The following is a 16769-nucleotide window of genomic DNA, read 5'->3' as shown; positions in this document are numbered from 1 at the left end:
GGTGGCGGACCGGCGGTTGTTCCGTGACGATGCCGCTGTGCCCGAGGTCAGAACGGCGGCAGGCCGGGTGCGCGGCCGCCAGGAGTCCGAAGTGGCGGTGTTTCGCGGGATCCCGTACGCGGCCCCGCCGCTCGCGTTCGCCGCGCCCCAACCGGCCGAGCCCTGGGACGGCGTACGGCCCGCGGTGTCGTTCGGGCCGGCCGTGCCCCAGATCGACGTCCTCGGCGGTGGCCGGACCGGCGGCGAGGGTGACGAGTGCCTGACCGTCAACGTCTGGACGCCGGTGACCGACCCGGCCGCGAAACTGCCGGTCATGGTGTGGATCCACGGCGGTGGCTACACGATCGGCGCGTCGAGCCGGCCCGAGTTCGACGGCGGCCACCTCGCCCGCGACGGCCAGGTGGTGGTCGTGACCCTCAACTACCGCCTCGCGGCCGAGGGTTTCGGCCACGTTCCCGGCGCGCCGGCCAACCGCGGCCTGCTCGACCAGGTGGCCGCGCTGGAATGGGTGCGTGACAACGTCGCGGGCTTCGGCGGCGACCCGGGCCGGGTGACGATCTTCGGCGAGAGCGCGGGCGGTGGTTGCGTGGCGGCCCTGCTGGCCATGCCCCGCGCGGCCGGGCTGTTCCGCGCCGCGATCGCGCAGAGCATCCCGGGCACCTTCTTCGCCCCGGAGCTCGCCGCCACCGGTGGGAGACCGGCGGCGTACCCGTCGATCGACTTCGCCCCGGTCGTCGACGGCGACGTGCTGCCGTGCACCCCATGGCAGGCCCTGGCGGCCGGCGCGGCCCGCGACCTGCCCCTGATCACCGGTCACACCCGCGACGAGCACCGGCTGTTTACCGTCCTCGGCGGCGGCCCGCCCAGCACCGATCTCGACCTGCTCGCGCCGGGCGGCCTGCAGCGTTATCGCGACGCCTGCCCGGGCGCGGACGACGACGAGCTCAACGAGATCGTCCACTCCGACTGGCTGTTCCGGATGCCGAGCGTCCATCTGGCCGACGCGCAGATCGCGGGCGGTGGCCGGGCCTACCTCTACGAGCTGACCTGGGCCGGTGTCCTGGGCGCGTGCCACGGCCTGGACATTCCGCTGGTGTTCGGCAACCTGACCAGCGGCGAGCCCGCCCTGCTGCTCGGTGACCATCCGGGCGACGAGGTCGCCGGCCTGTCCGCGCGGATGCGGTCGGCGTGGACGGCCTTCGCCACCGGCGGCGACCCCGGCTGGCCCGCCTACACGGCCGACCGGCAGCTCACCCAGATCTTCGACGTTCCGGGCGCGGTCACGGCCTATCCGGAGCAGGCCTCCTACCGCATCTGGCGTGACCACTCCTTCGACGCCCTGACCTCTTGAGGCGCGTTGATGGAGAGACGGTCGCACCACGGCGGCGATGCGTTCGGGCGTCGGGTCAGTCGAGGGTCAGGCGTACGCCGGTCAGGCTGACGTACCAGTCGGAGCCGGTGAAGCCGGGGCCGGTCTCCGGGCCGATGTAGGCGTCGATGTGCCGGTTGCCGCCGAGCCCGGGCGTGAACTCGTCGGTGATCAGCCAGGAGCCGTCACGCAGAGCGGCGCAGGTCGCGGCGGGCGGGGCCGAGCCGTCCTCCTGGCGCCCGCAGGTGGCCAGGGTGAAGCGGGTGCCGTGCGGCAGCACGTCCGGGTCGGCGGCGGCCGAGACGAACGGGGTGAGCCGCCGCCCGTCGGCGCTCCGGGGCGCGGTGTCGAGCCAGAAGCCGATGTCGTACGACCAGTTCAGGTACTTCCCGGCGGTGGTGCGCCCGGTTCCCTCGTCCCGGACCGCCTGCACGAACCCGGCCGGATAACGGCCCAGGTCGTCGTCGCCGTTCGCGCAGTCCAGCTTCGGGCAGCCGGTGACCCCGACCGGCTCGTCGTCGTGGAACTCCTCGACCGCGGTGTAGTAGACGGTCACCTCCCAGCCGTCGCTGACCCGGGCCGGCCGGCTGCCGGGGCCGGATGCGGGGCCGGGTGCGGGACTCGGGCCGGCCGTGACCGACGGCGTGGGCCGGGTGCGCCAGCCGAGCGACCACGGGGGAACCGAGGCGCTGACCGCGGTGACCGGCGGCGGGGGAGCGGGCGGCTCGTCCGGTTCGGTGCCGCAGCCGGCCGCCAGCACGACGACCAGGCTGCCGCACAGCAGCGGGCGGGGACGCATCTCCCGAGCATGTCAGCCGGCCGGAGACCGCAGGCCCGATTCCCCGGCATCGGCCAGCCGCCGCCACAGGTGGGCCAGGGTGGCCGCCCCGTTGACGAGCATGTCGACCAGCACCCGCTCGTCGCTGTCGTGCCACCGGTCCTCGGGCAGCCCCGTCCCGAAGAACAGCACCGGAGCGTCCACCACCCGGGACAGCAGCTCGGCCGGGCCGCCGCCGGCGTTGCCCATCCGCCCGGCCGGCTGGCCGAACCCGTCGGCCATGGCCTGCGAAAGGATCTCCACGGCGGGCAGGTCCCCGGGTGTCTGGTAGGGCTCCTGGGCGATCTCCTCGGCGATGCTCAGGTCGTACTCGGCCCGGCCGCCGAGCGTTTCCGCCACCCACTTGCGCAGCTTGCCGGCGATGTCGGCCGTCTTCTGACCGGGCACCAGGCGGAAACTGAAGTTGGCCGAGGCGACCGCGGGGATCGCCGAGCGGGTCGCGCCGACCGGATCGCCCGCGAGCAGGCCCAGCACCTCGACCGCCGGGCGCGTCCAGAGGCGTTCGAGCACGGTGTAGCCCAGTTCGCCGCCGATGCTGCGGGTCTCCGAGCGGGCCAGCCAGTCGTCGTCGCTGTAGGGCAGGGCGGCCAGTTCGGCCCGCCGCGCCGGCGTCGGCTCGCTCACGTCGTCGTAGAAGCCGGGCACCGTGATCCGGCCCTGGTCGTCGTGCAGCGCGGCGATCAGCTTGGCCAGCTCGACCGCCGAGTTGGGGGCGGGCCCGGAGGCGGCCCCGCTGTGCACGTCGCGCTCCGGCCCGTACACGTCGATCTTGGCGCCGACCATGCCGCGCATGCTCGTGCACACCGCGGGGTGGTCGGCCCGCCACATCAGCGTGTCGGAGAAGACCACCAGGTCGGCCGCGAGCAGGTCACGGTGCTCCTCGAGCAGTTCGGCCAGCCGTCCCGAGCCGGCCTCCTCCTCACCCTCGACGATCAGCTTGAGGTTGACGGCCGGGGCGGTCCGGCCCGAAGCGGCCAGATGCGCCCGTACGCCCCACAGATGGCTGATCACCTGCCCCTTGGCATCCGAGGCGCCCCGCCCGTACACGTACCCGTCCCGCAGCACCGGGTCGAAGGGCGCGGTCTCCTCCCACTGTTTCGCGTCCTTCACGGCCCGTACGTCGTGATGGCTGTAGATCAGAACGGTCGGCGCTTCCGGCTCGGCGCACCACTGAGCGAACACCGCCGGCGCCCCTTCGGCCTTCCACAGCCGTACGTCGGGAAAGCCGGTCGCCCGCAGCGCGCCGGCCAGCCAGTGCGCCGAGCGCAGCAGGTCGGCCGCGCCCTCCTCGACGCCGGCCACCGATCGGAGGCGGATCCAGCCCATCAGCTCGTCGATGAGTTCGTCGCGGTGTGCCGCCAGGAACTCGTGCACGTCGGTAGTCATCGGCCGCGCGGATACCCCGCTTGCTGCGGTTTATCCGTAACGAGGGTTTTCCCTGATTCGCGCATCGACCGGCGTGGATAGCGTCTCCTGTGTCTCGCCCAGAACACCCCCGACGGGCGGGAGAGGAGCACACCGACATGGTGCGAAACCCCCTGATCATCGCTCTGGCGGCCGGAACCGCGGCCGCCTCGGCCCTGGTTGCGGTGTCCGGTCCGGCTGCCGCTCAGCCCACCGCCCCGGCCGTGGACGCGGTCGCGCAGGCGGATGCCGTCGTCGCTTCCCGGCCCGCCGTACTGCGGGCCAGCAAGCACGACACGTTCCAGCGGCGCCAGGTCTACAAGTCGCACGGCCTCACGTACGCGTCGTACGACCGCACGTACAAGGGCCTCCCGGTCAAGGGCGGCGACTTCGTGGTCGTCACCGATGACGCCGGCGCGACGCGGTACACCTCGGTCGCGCAGAGCGGCTCGATCGGCGAGCTGGCCACCGTGGCCAAGGTGTCCGAGGGCGCGGCCGTCGCGACGTCGAAGCAGCAGCTCAAGACGGTCGAGAGCGTCGAGGGCACGCGGCTCGTCGTGGTCGCGTCCGAGGGCCGGGCGGCCCGGCTCGCGTACGAGACCACGGTCAACGGCATCGGCGCCGAGGGCATCAGCCGGCTGACCGTCGACGTGGACGCGGCCACCGGCCAGGTCCTGTCCACCGAGGAGCACGTCACCGAGGCCACCGGAACCGGAACCGGCTGGATCAACGGCACGGTCTCGCTCAACACCACCCAGTCCGGCTCGACGTACTCCCTCAAGGACCCGTCGATCACCAACCTGAGCTGCCAGGACGCGTCCACGCGAGTGACCTTCAGCGGTCCCGACAACGTGTGGGGCAACGGCAACGGCACCAGCAAGGAGACCGGCTGCGTCGACGCGCTCTATGTGGCGCAGAAGCAGAAGGCGATGCTGACGGCGTGGCTGGGCCGCAACGGCCAGAACGGCAGCGGCGGCGCGTGGCCGATCCGCGTCGGGCTCAACCAGCAGAACGCGTACTACGACGGCACCCAGATTCAGATCGGCAAGAACACCGCCGGTCGCTGGATCTCGTCGCTCGACGTGGTCGGCCACGAGCTGGGTCACGGCATCGACGACAAGACGCCGGGCGGCATCTCGAAGGGCGGCACCCAGGAGTTCGTCGCCGACACGATCGGTGCGGCCACCGAGGCGTACGCGGCCAACGCCGGCGACCCGTTCGACTACCAGGTCGGCGAGGAGGTCAACCTGGTCGGCAGCGGTCCGATCCGGTACATGTACAACCCGTCGCTCGCCGGTGACGCCAACTGCTACTCGAGCAGCACCCCGGGCTCCGAGGTGCACTCGGCCGCCGGTCCCGGCAACCACTGGTTCTACCTGCTGGCCCAGGGCAGCGGCGGCAACGGCCAGCCGGCCAGCTCGACCTGCAACGGCACCACGGTCACCGGTGTCGGCATCCAGGCCGCCATGAAGATCATGTATAACGCCATGCTGCTGAAGACCTCCAGCTCCTCGTACGCGAAGTACCGCGTGTGGACGCTGCAGGCGGCGAAGAACCTCACCCCGGGCAGCTGCACCCAGTTCAACGCGGTCAAGGCCGCCTGGAACGCGGTCAGCCTGCCGGCCCAGTCCGGCGAGCCCACCTGCTAGCAGACGTCAGTAGCGCACAAGGTGTCGGTGGCCGGGCTGTCAACGCCCGGCCACCGCTGCGCGACTGATGTCAGGACAAGAGGTCCAGGCGGAAAGCGGCGTCCTGCGCGAGCAGGAATCCGACTATGCCGACGATCCACGCCACGGCGTTGCTGCGGACGATCCAGTCACTCAGCCTGGTCAGCAGCGGGATGACGTGCTGCCCGGCGACTGAGCGAACCAGCAGCAGCACCAACGCGGGGACGATCATCACCAGGCAGTAACCGGCCATGACCAGCACGACGTGCGCTGTGGGCAGCGCCGCCGTGGTGACCATCCCGATCGCGGCGAGGTAGGGCAGCATCGTCGTCACCTCGGCGGCGGCTGCCGTGAGCGCCAGCCCGGCGAGGGCCGCGACGCCGCTGCCATCGGCCAGGGCGCGATCCCGCCAATTGAGCAGCCGGCCGCTACCGGCCGCCGTCTTGCTGCGCTCCAGCCGGAAGCTCCAGAAGAACAGGGCGACCCCGATGACGAGTTGCGCCCACAGCACCGGCCGGGTGTCGAGCAGGCGGCTGATTTGCGGCAGGAAGGCGTCCGCGCCCAGCGCGACGGCCACCCCGACCGCGAAGTAGAAGGCCGCGACCGTGCCCAGGAAGACCAGCATGCGCGCGGCCCGGACCCGGCCGGGATGTATCAGCAGCCAGGCGGGGATCAGCAACGTCCCGAAGCTGGTCGAGTCGATCAGTGCAAGGACCGCCAGTGAACCCAGGAGCGCGAATTCCATACCGCAGACTCTGCGGCGCGGCGGCCAGGCGTCGCGTCGGCCGAAGGATGTCCGGTCTCCGGGCGCGTACAACCTTTGACGGACGCCGTTCGGTGCGGCCCATGGTGGGATGGGCCTGTGGGAACGGCGCAGATGCGACACCGGCTCGTCGGTCAGTGGCGGAGTAGCACCCGGTTCCAGGACGTGATGGCCGCGGCCGGAACGTTCGCCGCCGGACTGGTGTTCAACCTGGTCGGCCTGACCGACGTCTGGTCCTCGATCCAGGTCGGTGGCCTCGCCGGCGTTCCGGGCTGGTGGCACACCGTCTTTCTGGCCGCCGGCTGCCTGGCCATGCTCGGCAAGCGCCGGCACCCGATGCTCGCGCTCGGCGCCGGCACCGTCGCTGCCGGCGCGGACGTGGCGCTCGGCGGGAGCGTCGCACTCGTTCTGGTCATGTTCGACCTGCTGCTGTCGGTCGGCCTGTACGCCTCCGCCCGCGCTCGGGTTGCGGTGACGACCGCGGTGTTCGTCGTCGTCGGCACGGCAAGCGTCGTGGGCGGTCTCGCCGCGGCCCAGTTCCGCATTGCCGTGTTCATCAGCCTGCAGCTGACCACGTTGCTGTTCGTGCCGCTGTGGTGGGCGGCGAACATGCGTCAGCAGCGTTCGCTGGGTGCGCTCGCCGCTGAAAGGACGACCTACGAGGCGGTCCTCGCCGAGCGTGCGGCGATGGCACGGGACCTGCACGACGTCATCGCCGCCCACCTGTCCACAACGGCGATCCACTCGGGCGCGGCCCTGGCGCTGCCGCCCGAGACAGAACGCGACCGGGCGGCGCTGCGCGCGGTCCGCATCAGCAGCCTGGCCGCGCTGGAAGAGATGCGGTCGATGATCCTGCTGTTACGGGCCGAGGACGCCCCGGCGAAGGATCCCACGATGCCCGGCGGCTTGGATCACCTGCCCGGCCTCATCGAGGCGGCCGCGGCCCAGGGTCTGCGGGTCGACGTGCACACCCGCGAGATCCCGCGGATCCCGGTGCTGGTGGCACACGCCATCTACCGGATCGTCCGAGAGGCGCTGACCAATGCGCGCAAACACGCGCCGGCCTCGGAGGTACGCCTCGACGTACGCGAGGCCGGCAACCGGGTGACGGTGACGGTTGTCAACACCCTGACCCGCCCGGAAGACCTCGACCATCACGCGCTGACCGCGGGCACGGGCCTGACATCAATGCGCGAGCGGGCCGCGCTGCTGGGCGGCCGGCTGATCGCGAGCCGGGACGGCGACCACTGGCGTGTCCACGCGACGCTGCCCCTGCATCCCCGGGAACGCCCGTGACGGAACCCCGGATCCGCGTCCTGCTCGCCGACGACCACGCCGCGATCCGCGCCGGCCTGCGCCTGATGCTGGAACAGGCGGCCGACATCGCAGTGGTGGGCGAGGCGGCCGACGGCGCGATCGCTATCCGCCAGGTCACCGCGCTGCGCCCGGACGTGGTGCTGATGGACATCCGCATGCCCGGCATCGACGGCATCACCGCGACCCGCGCGATCACCGCGACCGGCGCGGCCGACGTACTGATCCTCACGACATTCGACATCGACGATTATCTGTTCGGTGCACTGCGTGCGGGCGCGGCGGGCTTCCTGCTGAAATCGGTGGAACCGGCCGCCCTGGTGGATGCCGTGCGCCGGGTCGCGGCGGGGGACGGCGTCGTCGCGCCGGAGGTGACCCGCCGGCTGCTCGCCGCCTTCGCCGCCACCGAGCCGCCACCGGCGACGCCACGCACGCATCCGTCCCTCGACAGCCTGACCGCCCGCGAACAGGACGTGCTGGCAGCGCTCGGCCGTGGCCTGTCCAACGCGGACTTGGCGGCGACCTTCGCGATCACCGAGGCAACCGCGAAGACCCACGTGTCCCGGGTCCTGGCCAAGCTCGGCTGCACCTCCCGGGTGCAGGCCGCCATCCTCGCCAAGGAGGCCGGCATAACCTGACCTCGCGCGCTCACCGGGCCTTTCATCTTGCGGAAACATTGACGACATTCACTGGCCACACTTACAGTTCCAGTCACGTGAGAGCGCTCTCACGGTCTGGTCTGGAGGCGTGATGAGATCGGTCTTGCGGAGACAACTCGGCGTGGCCATAGCCGCGGCCGTCGTAGCCGGGCTCGGCGCGGTGGCCATCAGCGGAACGGCCGGCGCGGCCCCGGTCGGCGCGGGCAGCTACACCGAGACCCTGCCCGCCGGGGCGAGCCTGCCGGTCGGCTGCGGGGACCTGGCCACCAACCCCCGGCAGTTCATGACGGCCAACGCCCCGGCCGGTCCGGTGCCGACCAACGACTGGTGGTCGTCGCTGGTCTTCAAGAAGTTCGACTGCGCCTACAGCGAGAACCTGCAGGCGCACCCCACGAGCTACGACACCACCTCGGGCGGGCTGGGCTTCTCGTACACCACCACGCCGCAGATCAGCGGCTCGGCCACCGGCGTCGGCGAATACCACTACATCTATCAAGAGGACTTCACCGCCGGGGTGGCCGGGCTGAACGCGCCCCGGACCCTGGTCGACGGCTGGACCGACTGGACCGTCACCCCGTACTGGAGTGACGGCACCCGCACCATGAAGGCGACCATCGGCCACGGGCTGCCGTTCGCCTACTTCCAGGTCACCGGCGGCAACGCCCAGATCGCCGCCAAGAACACCCCGACCGTCTGGTCCAACAGCGGTTCCCGGATCGGCTATTCGGTCGCGGGCAAGGACTACGTCGCGTACGCGCCGACCGGGGCCACCTGGACGGTCAGCGGCAACATCATCACCTCCACGCTGGCCGGCAAGGGCTACTTCTCGATCGCCGTGCTGCCCAGCGGCAGCGACCGGATCGCGCTGGCCGACAGCTACGGCCGCTACGCCCACAACCACGTCACCGGCACCCGGGTGTCCTACTCGTACGACCAGAACACCAGCCGGGTCGCCACGACGTACACCTACAACACCACCGCCCGCGAAGGCACCGGCAGCGGAACCGTCATCAGCCTCTATCCCCACCAGTGGCGGGCCCTGACCGGCGCCACCCCGATCACGCCGACCTACGTGAGCGCCCGCGGAGCGATGAAGACCCTCGTCGGCGCGTCGTCGTTCACCACCTCCGCGGTCTACAACGGGGTGCTGCCCGAGGTTCCCGCGGTCGCCACCGGCAGCGGCTCCGACCTGGCCACGCTCAACGGCTACCTCGATCAGGTCAAGGCCAATCCGGTTCCCGTACGCAACAACGACACGTACTGGACCGGCAAGGCGCTCGGCATGGGCGCGCGGATCGCCGAGATCGCCGACCAGCTCGGCCGCACCGACGTTCGCGACACCGCCCTGGCCGCCATCCGCACCCAGCTGACCGACTGGTTCACCGCCTCGTCCGGCAAGACGCAGAAACTCTTCTACTACGACCGCAACTGGGGCACCCTGATCGGCTACCCCGCGTCGTACGGCTCCGACGCCGAACTCAACGACCACCACTTCCACTACGGCTACTACATCGCCGCCGCGGCCACGCTGGCCAAATTCGACCCGGCCTGGGCCACCAGCTCGCGGTACGGCGGCATGGTCGACCTGCTGATCCGCGACGCCAACAACTACGACCGCGGCGACAACCGGTTCCCGTACCTGCGGGACTTCGACATCTTCGCCGGGCACGACTGGGCGGCCGGGCACGGCGCGTTCTTCGCCGGCAACAACCAGGAGTCCTCGTCGGAGGGCATGAACTTCGCCAACGGCCTGATCCAGTGGGGGCAGGCCACCGGCAGCACCGCGATCCGCGACGCCGGCATCTTCCTCTGGACGACCCAGTCGGCCGCGATCAACGAATACTGGTTCGACACCCGCAACGAGAACTTCCCGGCGGCCTTCGCCCACAACACGGTCGGCATGGTCTGGGGCGACGGCGGCGCGTACGCCACCTGGTTCGCCTCGGCCCCCGAGCAGATCCACGGCATCAACATGCTGCCGGTCACCGGCGGGCACTTCTACATGGGCAACGATCCGGCCTACGTGCGGCGCAACTACGCCGAGATGGTCACCAACGCCGGCCACGAACCGGCCCTCTGGCAGGACATCGCCTGGCAGTACCTGGCGCTCGGCGACGGCGACGCGGCGCTGGCCAAGTTCCGGGCCAACAGCGGCTACACCCCCGAGGAGGGCGAGACCAAGGCGCACACGTTCCACTGGATCCGCAACCTCGCGGCGCTCGGCACGACCGATCTCAGCGTCACCGCCAACCATCCGCTCCACCGGGTGTTCAGCAAGAACGGCGCCCGTACGTACGTCGCCTCCAACATCACCAACGCGGCGCTCACCGTGACCTTCTCGGACGGCAAGGTCCTGTCCGTCCCGGCCGGCCGCACGGTCGCCTCCGGCGCGCTGAACTGGTCGGGCGGCAACGCGACCGGTGGCGGGAGCAACCCGTCCACCACGCCCCCGACGACCACCCCGCCCACCACTCCTCCGACGACCCCGCCCACAACGCCGCCGACCACGCCTCCGGCCGGTGGGGGAGCGGTGCGGTATCTCCAGACGGGCGGCGCGCTGGCCGGCGCCGCGGGCACGGCCGGGACGGCGACGGTGGCCAAGTCGTCCGGGGCCAACGACAACCAGCCGCACTCGCCGACCACGTTCACCGCGACCGGCCTCAACCTGACCTACCGCTCGGGCGCCGCCACCGCGTTCGGCATCTCGGTCGACGCCGGCACCTCGGTCGGCAACGCCACCCAGCTCCGGGTCTCCTACGACCTGACCGGCAACGGCAGCTTCGACCGGGTCGAGACCTACCGCTACTTCGCCACCGACCCGGTCACCGGCTGGGAGCGCTACACCGACGCCAGCGGCCAGGTCACCACCACCGGGGCCCTCGGCAATCTGGCCAACGGCACGGTCAAGGTGGAGATCTGGAGCGCCATCGGCTCCGCGCCGAGCACGGTCTCGCTGGGCGCGCTGTCCACGGTGACCCTGCCCTACCAGTAGCACCGGAGCACGCCGGCCCGCGATATCGGTTGACCATCGGTTCGCGGGCCGGTTGACTCCGCGGATGGTGGAGATCCACGAAGTCGACGTGCACGACGATGCGGCCCTCAGAGCGTGGCATGCGGCCGTACGGGAAGGGGAGAGCGCCGGGCGGGTGGCGCCTCTCGTTTTCACGTACGCCTCCCTGGCCGCCTCGTTCCGCGATCCCGGCCCCAACACCCGGCGCCTCCCGGTCGCCGCGGTCGAGGGGACCACCACCGTGGGGGCGCTGCTGATCGACATGCCCCTGCGGGAGGACGTCACCACCGCCGTGGTCGAGATCAACGTCCCGCCCGCGCACCGGGAACGCGGCGTCGGCGAGGCCCTCTGGCGGTGGGCGCGCGACAGGACGGCGGCCGAGGGACGGCCGGTGCTCAGCGTCGAGATCAACATTCCGGCCGGCCGCACCCCCGGAAGCTGGCCGGGATCCCGGTTCGCCGAGCGGCGCGGGTTCCGCAGCGTGCACGTCGAGGACCATTTCGTCCGGTCGCTGCCCGCCGAAGTCCCGGAGGCGCCTCTGCCGGACGGCTACGAACTGATCAGCTGGGCCGGACTGTGCCCGGCCGACCGGCTGACCGACCTCGCCGCCATGCACACGACGATGTCGCAGGACGTGCCGACCGGCGAGGCGACCCACGAGACGGCCGTCTGGGACGCCGACCGGGTGCGGGTCAGCGACGAGCGGCTGGCGGCCGGATACGTCTCCCTGGTCAGCCTGGTGCGCACCACGGACGGCGAACCGGCCGGATACACCCAGATCCTGGTGCCGCGCGAGGACCCGGACAACGCGTTGCAGGAGGACACGTTCGTGGCCCGCGAGCACCGCGGAAAACGGCTCTCCGCGGTGCTCAAGTCGGCCAACCTGACTCAGCTGGCCGGCCATCGCGGGTCACGGCGTTTCCTGCACACCTGGACGGGCGAGGACAACGCGGTCATGCTCAGGGTCAACCGGGCGTACGGGTTCCAGCCGGTCGAGCGGACCCACACGTACGAGCTCAGCCCAGCGTGAGCCGCACGTCGTCGACGTCGAACGCGGTCACGCCCGGATTCGCCGACTCGGAGCCGACAAAGCTGATCGTGGTGGCGCGGTCGGTGGCGCCGGCCGGCCAGGCGCCGGTGGTGTGCTGCGTCCACTCCTTCGGGTGGTCGTAGGCCAGCGAGAGGATCGTCTTGGGCGGCGTGCCCGCCACGGCCAGCCCGATGTTGAGCGAGTCGCCGCGGTTGGTCTCGGTGGTGCTGACCCGCACCCAGTACGACAGCGTCAGCGTGCACCCGGCCGGCACCGTGACCGTCGTGCGCAGCAGGTCGGTGCGTGTCACGTCGAGCCCACCCAGGGCCGCGTAGGCGCGGCCGGTGTGCGCGGGCCGGGCCTGATCCCCCAGCACGACGATGCGCGGCCCGGCCGTCCAGCCGGTGGCGCCCCGCTCGAAGCTGGAGTTCGGCACGACCTGACCCGAGCACGCCGCAGCCGCGGGCGCCTGGGTCCGCGGCTGGTGCCCGTACGACGCGCTGCCCGAGACCAGAAGCAGCGCCCCGGTGGCGGCAGCGGTGATGACAGTCTTCATGAAGCCTCCCCGTGGTTAATAAATCGGAGACTATCGATGGCCGCCACAAGAGCACAACGGCCGGGTCCGACCCCTCAGACGGTTGCCGGCACCTGATCCGCCGGAGTGTCCGCCGCGCTCGGGCGGGCGCGGCGAAGGTCCAGGATCACCAGGGCGAGGTTCGCGGCGGCGGCGGCCCCGGCGATCGCGGTCAGGGGCGCGGTCAACGTCGAGCCGGCGCCGTGGCCGAGCAGGGCTCCGGCGACGGCCGCGATCAGGGTCACCACCAGTGCACTGCGGTGCGGGCGATCGTGCCGGGTCCAGGCCGAGTAGGCGCCCAGGCCGACGGCCGCACTGACGGCGGGCACTACCACGGCGGTGCCCGCCACGAAAGCGTCCAGGCCCAGGGTCCAGACCAGGAGGGTGGCCAGGAACCAGCCGCCGAGCCCGAGCGGGACCGGGGTCAGGATCCTCAGCCACCTTCCGGCCCGCGGCCGGTATCCGCCCCGGCGGGCCCGGCGGGTCATCGCGGCCAGCAGCGCCACGGCGAGCACCGATCCGCCGACGGTGAGACCGACCAGCAGCGTGGCGATCGCCGACATGCTCAGCGGTCCGGGATCGAAGGCGACCGGGCGGGTCCCGAACTTCGAGTCATCGGGCCGGCCACTGTCGTAGAAACTGGTCAGCAGGTGACGGCCGGCCTCGGCGTCGTCCCAGAAGTCGGCGGTGTGGCCGAGCTCGGGCAGGATGACCTGGCGGCCGTTGGGCAGCAGAGGCAGCAGGTCGCCGGTCGCCGTCTCGGCCGGGGTGGAGAAGTCGACCGTGCCGCTGACCAGCAGGGTCTCCACGGTGCTGCGCTGAGGCGTGCGGTACGGCGCGTTGTCCGGGCTGTCCGGCCAGACCGTGGAGAAGCCGGCCGGTCCGCCCCAGAGGAAGTTCGTGCCGTCGCTGCGCAGGACGGAGCCCGGGTCACCGCCGGCCTGATAGAAGGTTTTCGCGGCGGGGGCGTCGAGCATGGCGAACGAGGCGAACTCGCCCCAGACGATCGAGTCGGGCAGCTGCAGCTCGCCGAGCACGGACATGGCCCACAGCGACCCCGGCCCGCTGAGATAGGCATCGATCACCGTGGGCGCGTTCAGCGGCGCCGAACTGCGACCGTTGTGATGCATGCCGAACATGCTGGTGGCCCGCACGGAGCCCGCGTGGATGGCGAACGGGCCCCACCGTTGCGGCCCGTCGGCGGCGTCGCGCATCGAGCCGGCGAGGTCGTCCGTGCGGGCGGAGCATCCGGGGTCGGCGGCGCACAACTGGGCGTACCGGGAAATCTGGTTGTCGGTGATCTTCGGGTCCCAGACCATGTGGCCGGGCGGGTTCACGGAGACCATCGCCGAGCGGAACAGGGAGCCGGGATGACGCCAGGAGTAGACCATCGCGGTGCGGGTTCCCGCACTCGAGCTGAGCAGATTGATCCTCCGATAGCCGAGGGCGGTGCGGGCGGCCTCGAGGTCGTCGACGCGCTGGGCGGCGGAATACCCGGTCAGATCGACACCGCTCGCGGTCAGGCGCCGGGCGCAGGCGCTGAAGGCGAGCGTGGTGGCCTGCTGGGACTCCGCGCCGGTGAGGTCGCCCTGGGCGTGCCTCATGCCGGTGACCTCGGGGCAGTCGAGCCTCCGTGAGCCGTCGACGCCCCGATAGCCGACCAGAACCACATCGTGGTCGGCGGTGAGCCGGCTCGCCTGCGGGAAGGTCATGTTCGTGCTGCCGGGGCCGCCGCCCAGCCGGAAGACGGGTTCGCGAGGTTCCGGCGCGGCGGCGCGGATCCGGATGACCGGCAGGGCGATCAGGTCGGACGCCCCGTCCCGCCGGTTCTCCGGCACGACGAGGGTGCCGCACTCGGCCCGTACGGTGCCCGCCTCGGTCTTGTAGTCGCATTTGCCCATCGACAACTCACCGGCCCTCGCGCCGTCCGGCACAGCCAGGGTGCCCGGCGACCACACGTTCAGAAAGGCCAGCGCGATGATGACTCCCGCGGTGACGAGCAGGGCGAGCATCCGGGGCAGGGAACGGCGGCGGGGGCCGATGTCTTCCATGGCAGCCGAAGGTAGGTGTTCCCGTCGCTCGTAACCTCCCTCACGCGGGGGAGGCGCGGAAGGCGGAGACCGGTCATGATCATCCGGTGAGTCGTTCCGACCGGGCACGCCGCTTCCTGGCCGGCCAGGCCCTGCTGGTGGCGGGCGCGTGTGTGGTCATCGACGTGCTGGCCTTCGTGGTGCAGGGCCTTCCGTCGGCCGGCACCGTCGCGGGGCTCGTGTCGCTGCTCGCCATCATCGCGGCCGACGCGCTGCTCGCCACGCGGACGCGGTGGTCCGGGTGGGTCGCCGCGGTCGCGGTGGCGGTCAACGCGGGGTGTGGCCTGCTGCTGGGCGGGCCGCCGAGCCTGCGGCTCAACGAGGCCGGCGTGCTCGTCGCCACCTATCGTGCGGGCGCGTGGTTGCGGGGCGTACCCGCCGTCGCCTCCCTCGTGGTGGTGATCGGCGGTCTGGTGCCGGCGTTCCTCGCCCGCGGACACCCGCTGGACTGGACTCTGGTCATCGCCGCCGTCAAGACCGGTCTGGTCTCCTGGATGGTGGGCCGTTACACCACCGCCCGGCGTGAGTTCCTCGACGAGTTGCGACGGCGGACCGAGCAGGAGGAACGGGACGCTCTCGAGGCGGTGAGCCGGGCCATCGCCGCGGACCGCGCCGGAATCGCGCGGGACCTGCACGACGTGGTCACCCATCACGTCAGCGCGATCAGCGTGCACGCCGGCGCCGCCCGGATGCGGCTGGCCAGGTCGAACGCCGACCCGTCGGCGCTCACGTCGCTGAGGTCGGTGGAGGACGCCAGCCGTTCCGCGCTCGGCGACCTGCGCAACATGCTCGACCTGCTGCACGGTGAACGCCGCGCCGAACAGTGCGGGCTGGCCGACATCGACAACCTGCTGCACGGCTTCCGGGCGGCCTCGATCCCGGTCCGGCTGGACATCCGCGGTGAACGGTTCGCCCTGCCACCGGCCGTTGACACCGCGCTCTACCGCGTCGTTCAGGAGATGCTGACCAACGCGCTGCGCCACGGCGACGGCGGCGTCATCACCGTCACCGTCCGCTACGGCGAATCCACGGTCGAGGTCGAAACGCTCAACCCGTACTCGCCGTCACGTCCGGTGAGCGGCGGAGGCCGGGGGCTCCTCGGCATCCGCTACCGCGTCCACGCCCTCGGTGGCCGTCTGCTGGCCGGGCCTGGCGCCGGTGCTCACATGTGGAGCACCGCGGTCTCCTTCGATCGCCCGGCGCCGGCATGACGATCTCGGTGGTGATCGCCGACGACCACGAGGGCTTCCGGTCCGGATTCCGGGCGATCCTCGAAACCCAGGACGACATCGTCTGCGTGGCCGAGGCGGGCGACGGCGAACAGGCCGTCATGGACGTCCAGCGACTGCGGCCGGACGTGGCCGTCCTCGACATCCGCATGCCGCGCCGCGACGGTCTGGGCGCGGCCAAGGCCATCCTGGCGCTGCCCGGCCACCGTACGCAGGTCGTCGTCCTGACCACCCACGACACCGACGAGTACGTGCACCGGGCCGTCAACGCCGGCGCTCGCGGCTTCCTGCTCAAATCGATGCCGCCGGAGGAACTCATCGCGGCCATCCGGATCGCCGCCCGCGGCGACGTCCTGATCGATCCCTCGATCGTGCGCCGGCACCTCACCCGCTTCGCCGAGGCCCTGGACCCGGTGACCCTGCCCGTGGAACTGACCCGGCTGACCGAGCGCGAGCGTCAGGTGCTGCAATCGTTGTCGCGGGCCCACAGCAACGCGGAGATAGCCCGCCACCTGCACATCGGCGAGCAGACCGTGAAGACCCACATCTCGAACATCCTGCGCAAGCTGAACCTGCGCGACCGAACCCACGCGGTCGCCTACGCCCACCTGACCGGTTTCGCCGAGCGCTGACCGGCCGACTCACCAGATATCCGAACCGCAGGTGATCTGTCGGTATCGTGCCGGCGCCCGCGCCGAGGGAGCCCGTATCGGCGCACCGGACGCAGTCCAGCTCGCCGACGGGAGGCGCGGAGAACGCCTCTCCACACTTCGCGTGCCAGAACCTGAAGTCAGCGCCAAGCACAATGAATGCAGCGTCGGC

Annotated in this window: 13 protein-coding genes; 8 read left to right on the top strand and 5 right to left on the bottom strand. The window is 71.5% G+C overall.

Annotated features, from left to right (window positions below):
- Positions 1-37 precede the first annotated feature (37 nt).
- A complete protein-coding gene (locus ACZ3I4_RS24400) occupies positions 38-1351 on the top strand; it encodes a carboxylesterase/lipase family protein (protein WP_465384310.1) in 1314 nt (437 codons plus the stop codon).
- A gap of 55 nt (positions 1352-1406) precedes the next feature.
- Here ACZ3I4_RS24400 and ACZ3I4_RS24395 read toward each other — a convergent pair whose 3' ends face one another.
- Together ACZ3I4_RS24395 and ACZ3I4_RS24390 are read right to left on the bottom strand one after the other, a co-directional pair.
- Positions 1407-2168: an RlpA-like double-psi beta-barrel domain-containing protein gene (locus ACZ3I4_RS24395; RefSeq protein ID WP_465384309.1), complete on the bottom strand. Its 762-nt coding sequence runs from the start codon at positions 2166-2168 to the stop codon at positions 1407-1409.
- A gap of 12 nt (positions 2169-2180) precedes the next feature.
- Entirely contained in the window at positions 2181-3593 is a 1413-nt protein-coding gene (locus ACZ3I4_RS24390) for a M20/M25/M40 family metallo-hydrolase (RefSeq protein WP_465384308.1), read from the bottom strand.
- 137 nt (positions 3594-3730) lie between these two features.
- On the opposite strand from ACZ3I4_RS24390, the gene ACZ3I4_RS24385 reads away from it, so the two are divergent.
- Positions 3731-5260 (top strand): M4 family metallopeptidase, encoded by a 1530-nt coding sequence (locus ACZ3I4_RS24385; RefSeq protein ID WP_465384307.1) that lies wholly within the window; start codon positions 3731-3733, stop codon positions 5258-5260.
- A gap of 70 nt (positions 5261-5330) precedes the next feature.
- Here ACZ3I4_RS24385 and ACZ3I4_RS24380 read toward each other — a convergent pair whose 3' ends face one another.
- Positions 5331-6023 carry a GAP family protein gene (locus ACZ3I4_RS24380; RefSeq protein WP_465384306.1) on the bottom strand — a complete coding sequence of 231 codons (693 nt, stop codon included), beginning with the start codon at positions 6021-6023 and terminating at the stop codon, positions 5331-5333.
- A gap of 132 nt (positions 6024-6155) precedes the next feature.
- Here ACZ3I4_RS24380 and ACZ3I4_RS24375 point away from each other — a divergent pair, with 132 nt between their 5' ends.
- The 4 genes from ACZ3I4_RS24375 to ACZ3I4_RS24360 all read left to right on the top strand — a co-directional run bounded on the left by ACZ3I4_RS24375 (position 6156) and on the right by ACZ3I4_RS24360 (position 12054).
- Entirely contained in the window at positions 6156-7337 is a 1182-nt protein-coding gene (locus ACZ3I4_RS24375; protein WP_465384305.1) for a sensor histidine kinase, read from the top strand.
- Positions 7334-7993, top strand: coding sequence for a response regulator (locus tag ACZ3I4_RS24370; RefSeq protein WP_465384304.1), 660 nt, complete (start codon positions 7334-7336; stop codon positions 7991-7993). The genes ACZ3I4_RS24375 and ACZ3I4_RS24370 overlap by 4 nt, the downstream gene beginning before the upstream one ends.
- A gap of 112 nt (positions 7994-8105) precedes the next feature.
- Complete coding sequence (locus tag ACZ3I4_RS24365) at positions 8106-11006, top strand: glycosyl hydrolase (protein WP_465384303.1); 2901 nt, start codon at positions 8106-8108, stop codon at positions 11004-11006.
- A 64-nt stretch (positions 11007-11070) separates the two neighbouring features.
- On the top strand, positions 11071-12054 hold the full coding sequence (locus ACZ3I4_RS24360; RefSeq protein WP_465384302.1) for a GNAT family N-acetyltransferase: 984 nt from the start codon (positions 11071-11073) through the stop codon (positions 12052-12054).
- Here the strand turns inward: ACZ3I4_RS24360 and ACZ3I4_RS24355 are convergent.
- Both ACZ3I4_RS24355 and ACZ3I4_RS24350 read right to left on the bottom strand, forming a co-directional pair.
- A complete protein-coding gene (locus tag ACZ3I4_RS24355) occupies positions 12041-12610 on the bottom strand; it encodes a hypothetical protein (protein WP_465384301.1) in 570 nt (189 codons plus the stop codon). The genes ACZ3I4_RS24360 and ACZ3I4_RS24355 overlap by 14 nt on opposite strands.
- Positions 12611-12684: 74 nt before the next feature.
- Entirely contained in the window at positions 12685-14679 is a 1995-nt protein-coding gene (locus tag ACZ3I4_RS24350) for an alpha/beta fold hydrolase (RefSeq protein WP_465384300.1), read from the bottom strand.
- An 86-nt stretch (positions 14680-14765) separates the two neighbouring features.
- Between ACZ3I4_RS24350 and ACZ3I4_RS24345 the strand changes: the two genes are divergently transcribed.
- Together ACZ3I4_RS24345 and ACZ3I4_RS24340 are read left to right on the top strand one after the other, a co-directional pair.
- A complete protein-coding gene (locus ACZ3I4_RS24345) occupies positions 14766-15929 on the top strand; it encodes a sensor histidine kinase (RefSeq protein ID WP_465384299.1) in 1164 nt (387 codons plus the stop codon).
- Positions 15926-16579, top strand: coding sequence for a response regulator (locus ACZ3I4_RS24340; protein ID WP_465384298.1), 654 nt, complete (start codon positions 15926-15928; stop codon positions 16577-16579). Before ACZ3I4_RS24345 ends, ACZ3I4_RS24340 begins: the two co-directional genes overlap by 4 nt.
- The last annotated feature ends 190 nt before the right edge of the window (positions 16580-16769 follow it).

This window comes from Actinoplanes sp. NPDC021490 (genome assembly GCF_055562135.1).
Note: the sequence above shows the minus strand (reverse complement) of the source record. Positions and strands in the feature narration are given on the sequence as shown.

Excerpts from the sequence above, each read along its gene's own strand:
- ACZ3I4_RS24350 (WP_465384300.1), bottom strand. The coding sequence starts at position 14,679 with ATGGAAGACATCGGCCCCCGCCGCCGTTCCCTGCCCCGGATGCTCGCC.
- ACZ3I4_RS24355 (WP_465384301.1), bottom strand. The coding sequence starts at position 12,610 with ATGAAGACTGTCATCACCGCTGCCGCCACCGGGGCGCTGCTTCTGGTC.
- ACZ3I4_RS24340 (WP_465384298.1), top strand. The coding sequence starts at position 15,926 with ATGACGATCTCGGTGGTGATCGCCGACGACCACGAGGGCTTCCGGTCC.
- ACZ3I4_RS24385 (WP_465384307.1), top strand. The coding sequence starts at position 3,731 with ATGGTGCGAAACCCCCTGATCATCGCTCTGGCGGCCGGAACCGCGGCC.
- ACZ3I4_RS24380 (WP_465384306.1), bottom strand. The coding sequence starts at position 6,023 with ATGGAATTCGCGCTCCTGGGTTCACTGGCGGTCCTTGCACTGATCGAC.
- ACZ3I4_RS24395 (WP_465384309.1), bottom strand. The coding sequence starts at position 2,168 with ATGCGTCCCCGCCCGCTGCTGTGCGGCAGCCTGGTCGTCGTGCTGGCG.
- ACZ3I4_RS24390 (WP_465384308.1), bottom strand. The coding sequence starts at position 3,593 with ATGACTACCGACGTGCACGAGTTCCTGGCGGCACACCGCGACGAACTC.
- ACZ3I4_RS24360 (WP_465384302.1), top strand. The coding sequence starts at position 11,071 with ATGGTGGAGATCCACGAAGTCGACGTGCACGACGATGCGGCCCTCAGA.
- ACZ3I4_RS24365 (WP_465384303.1), top strand. The coding sequence starts at position 8,106 with ATGAGATCGGTCTTGCGGAGACAACTCGGCGTGGCCATAGCCGCGGCC.
- ACZ3I4_RS24375 (WP_465384305.1), top strand. The coding sequence starts at position 6,156 with ATGCGACACCGGCTCGTCGGTCAGTGGCGGAGTAGCACCCGGTTCCAG.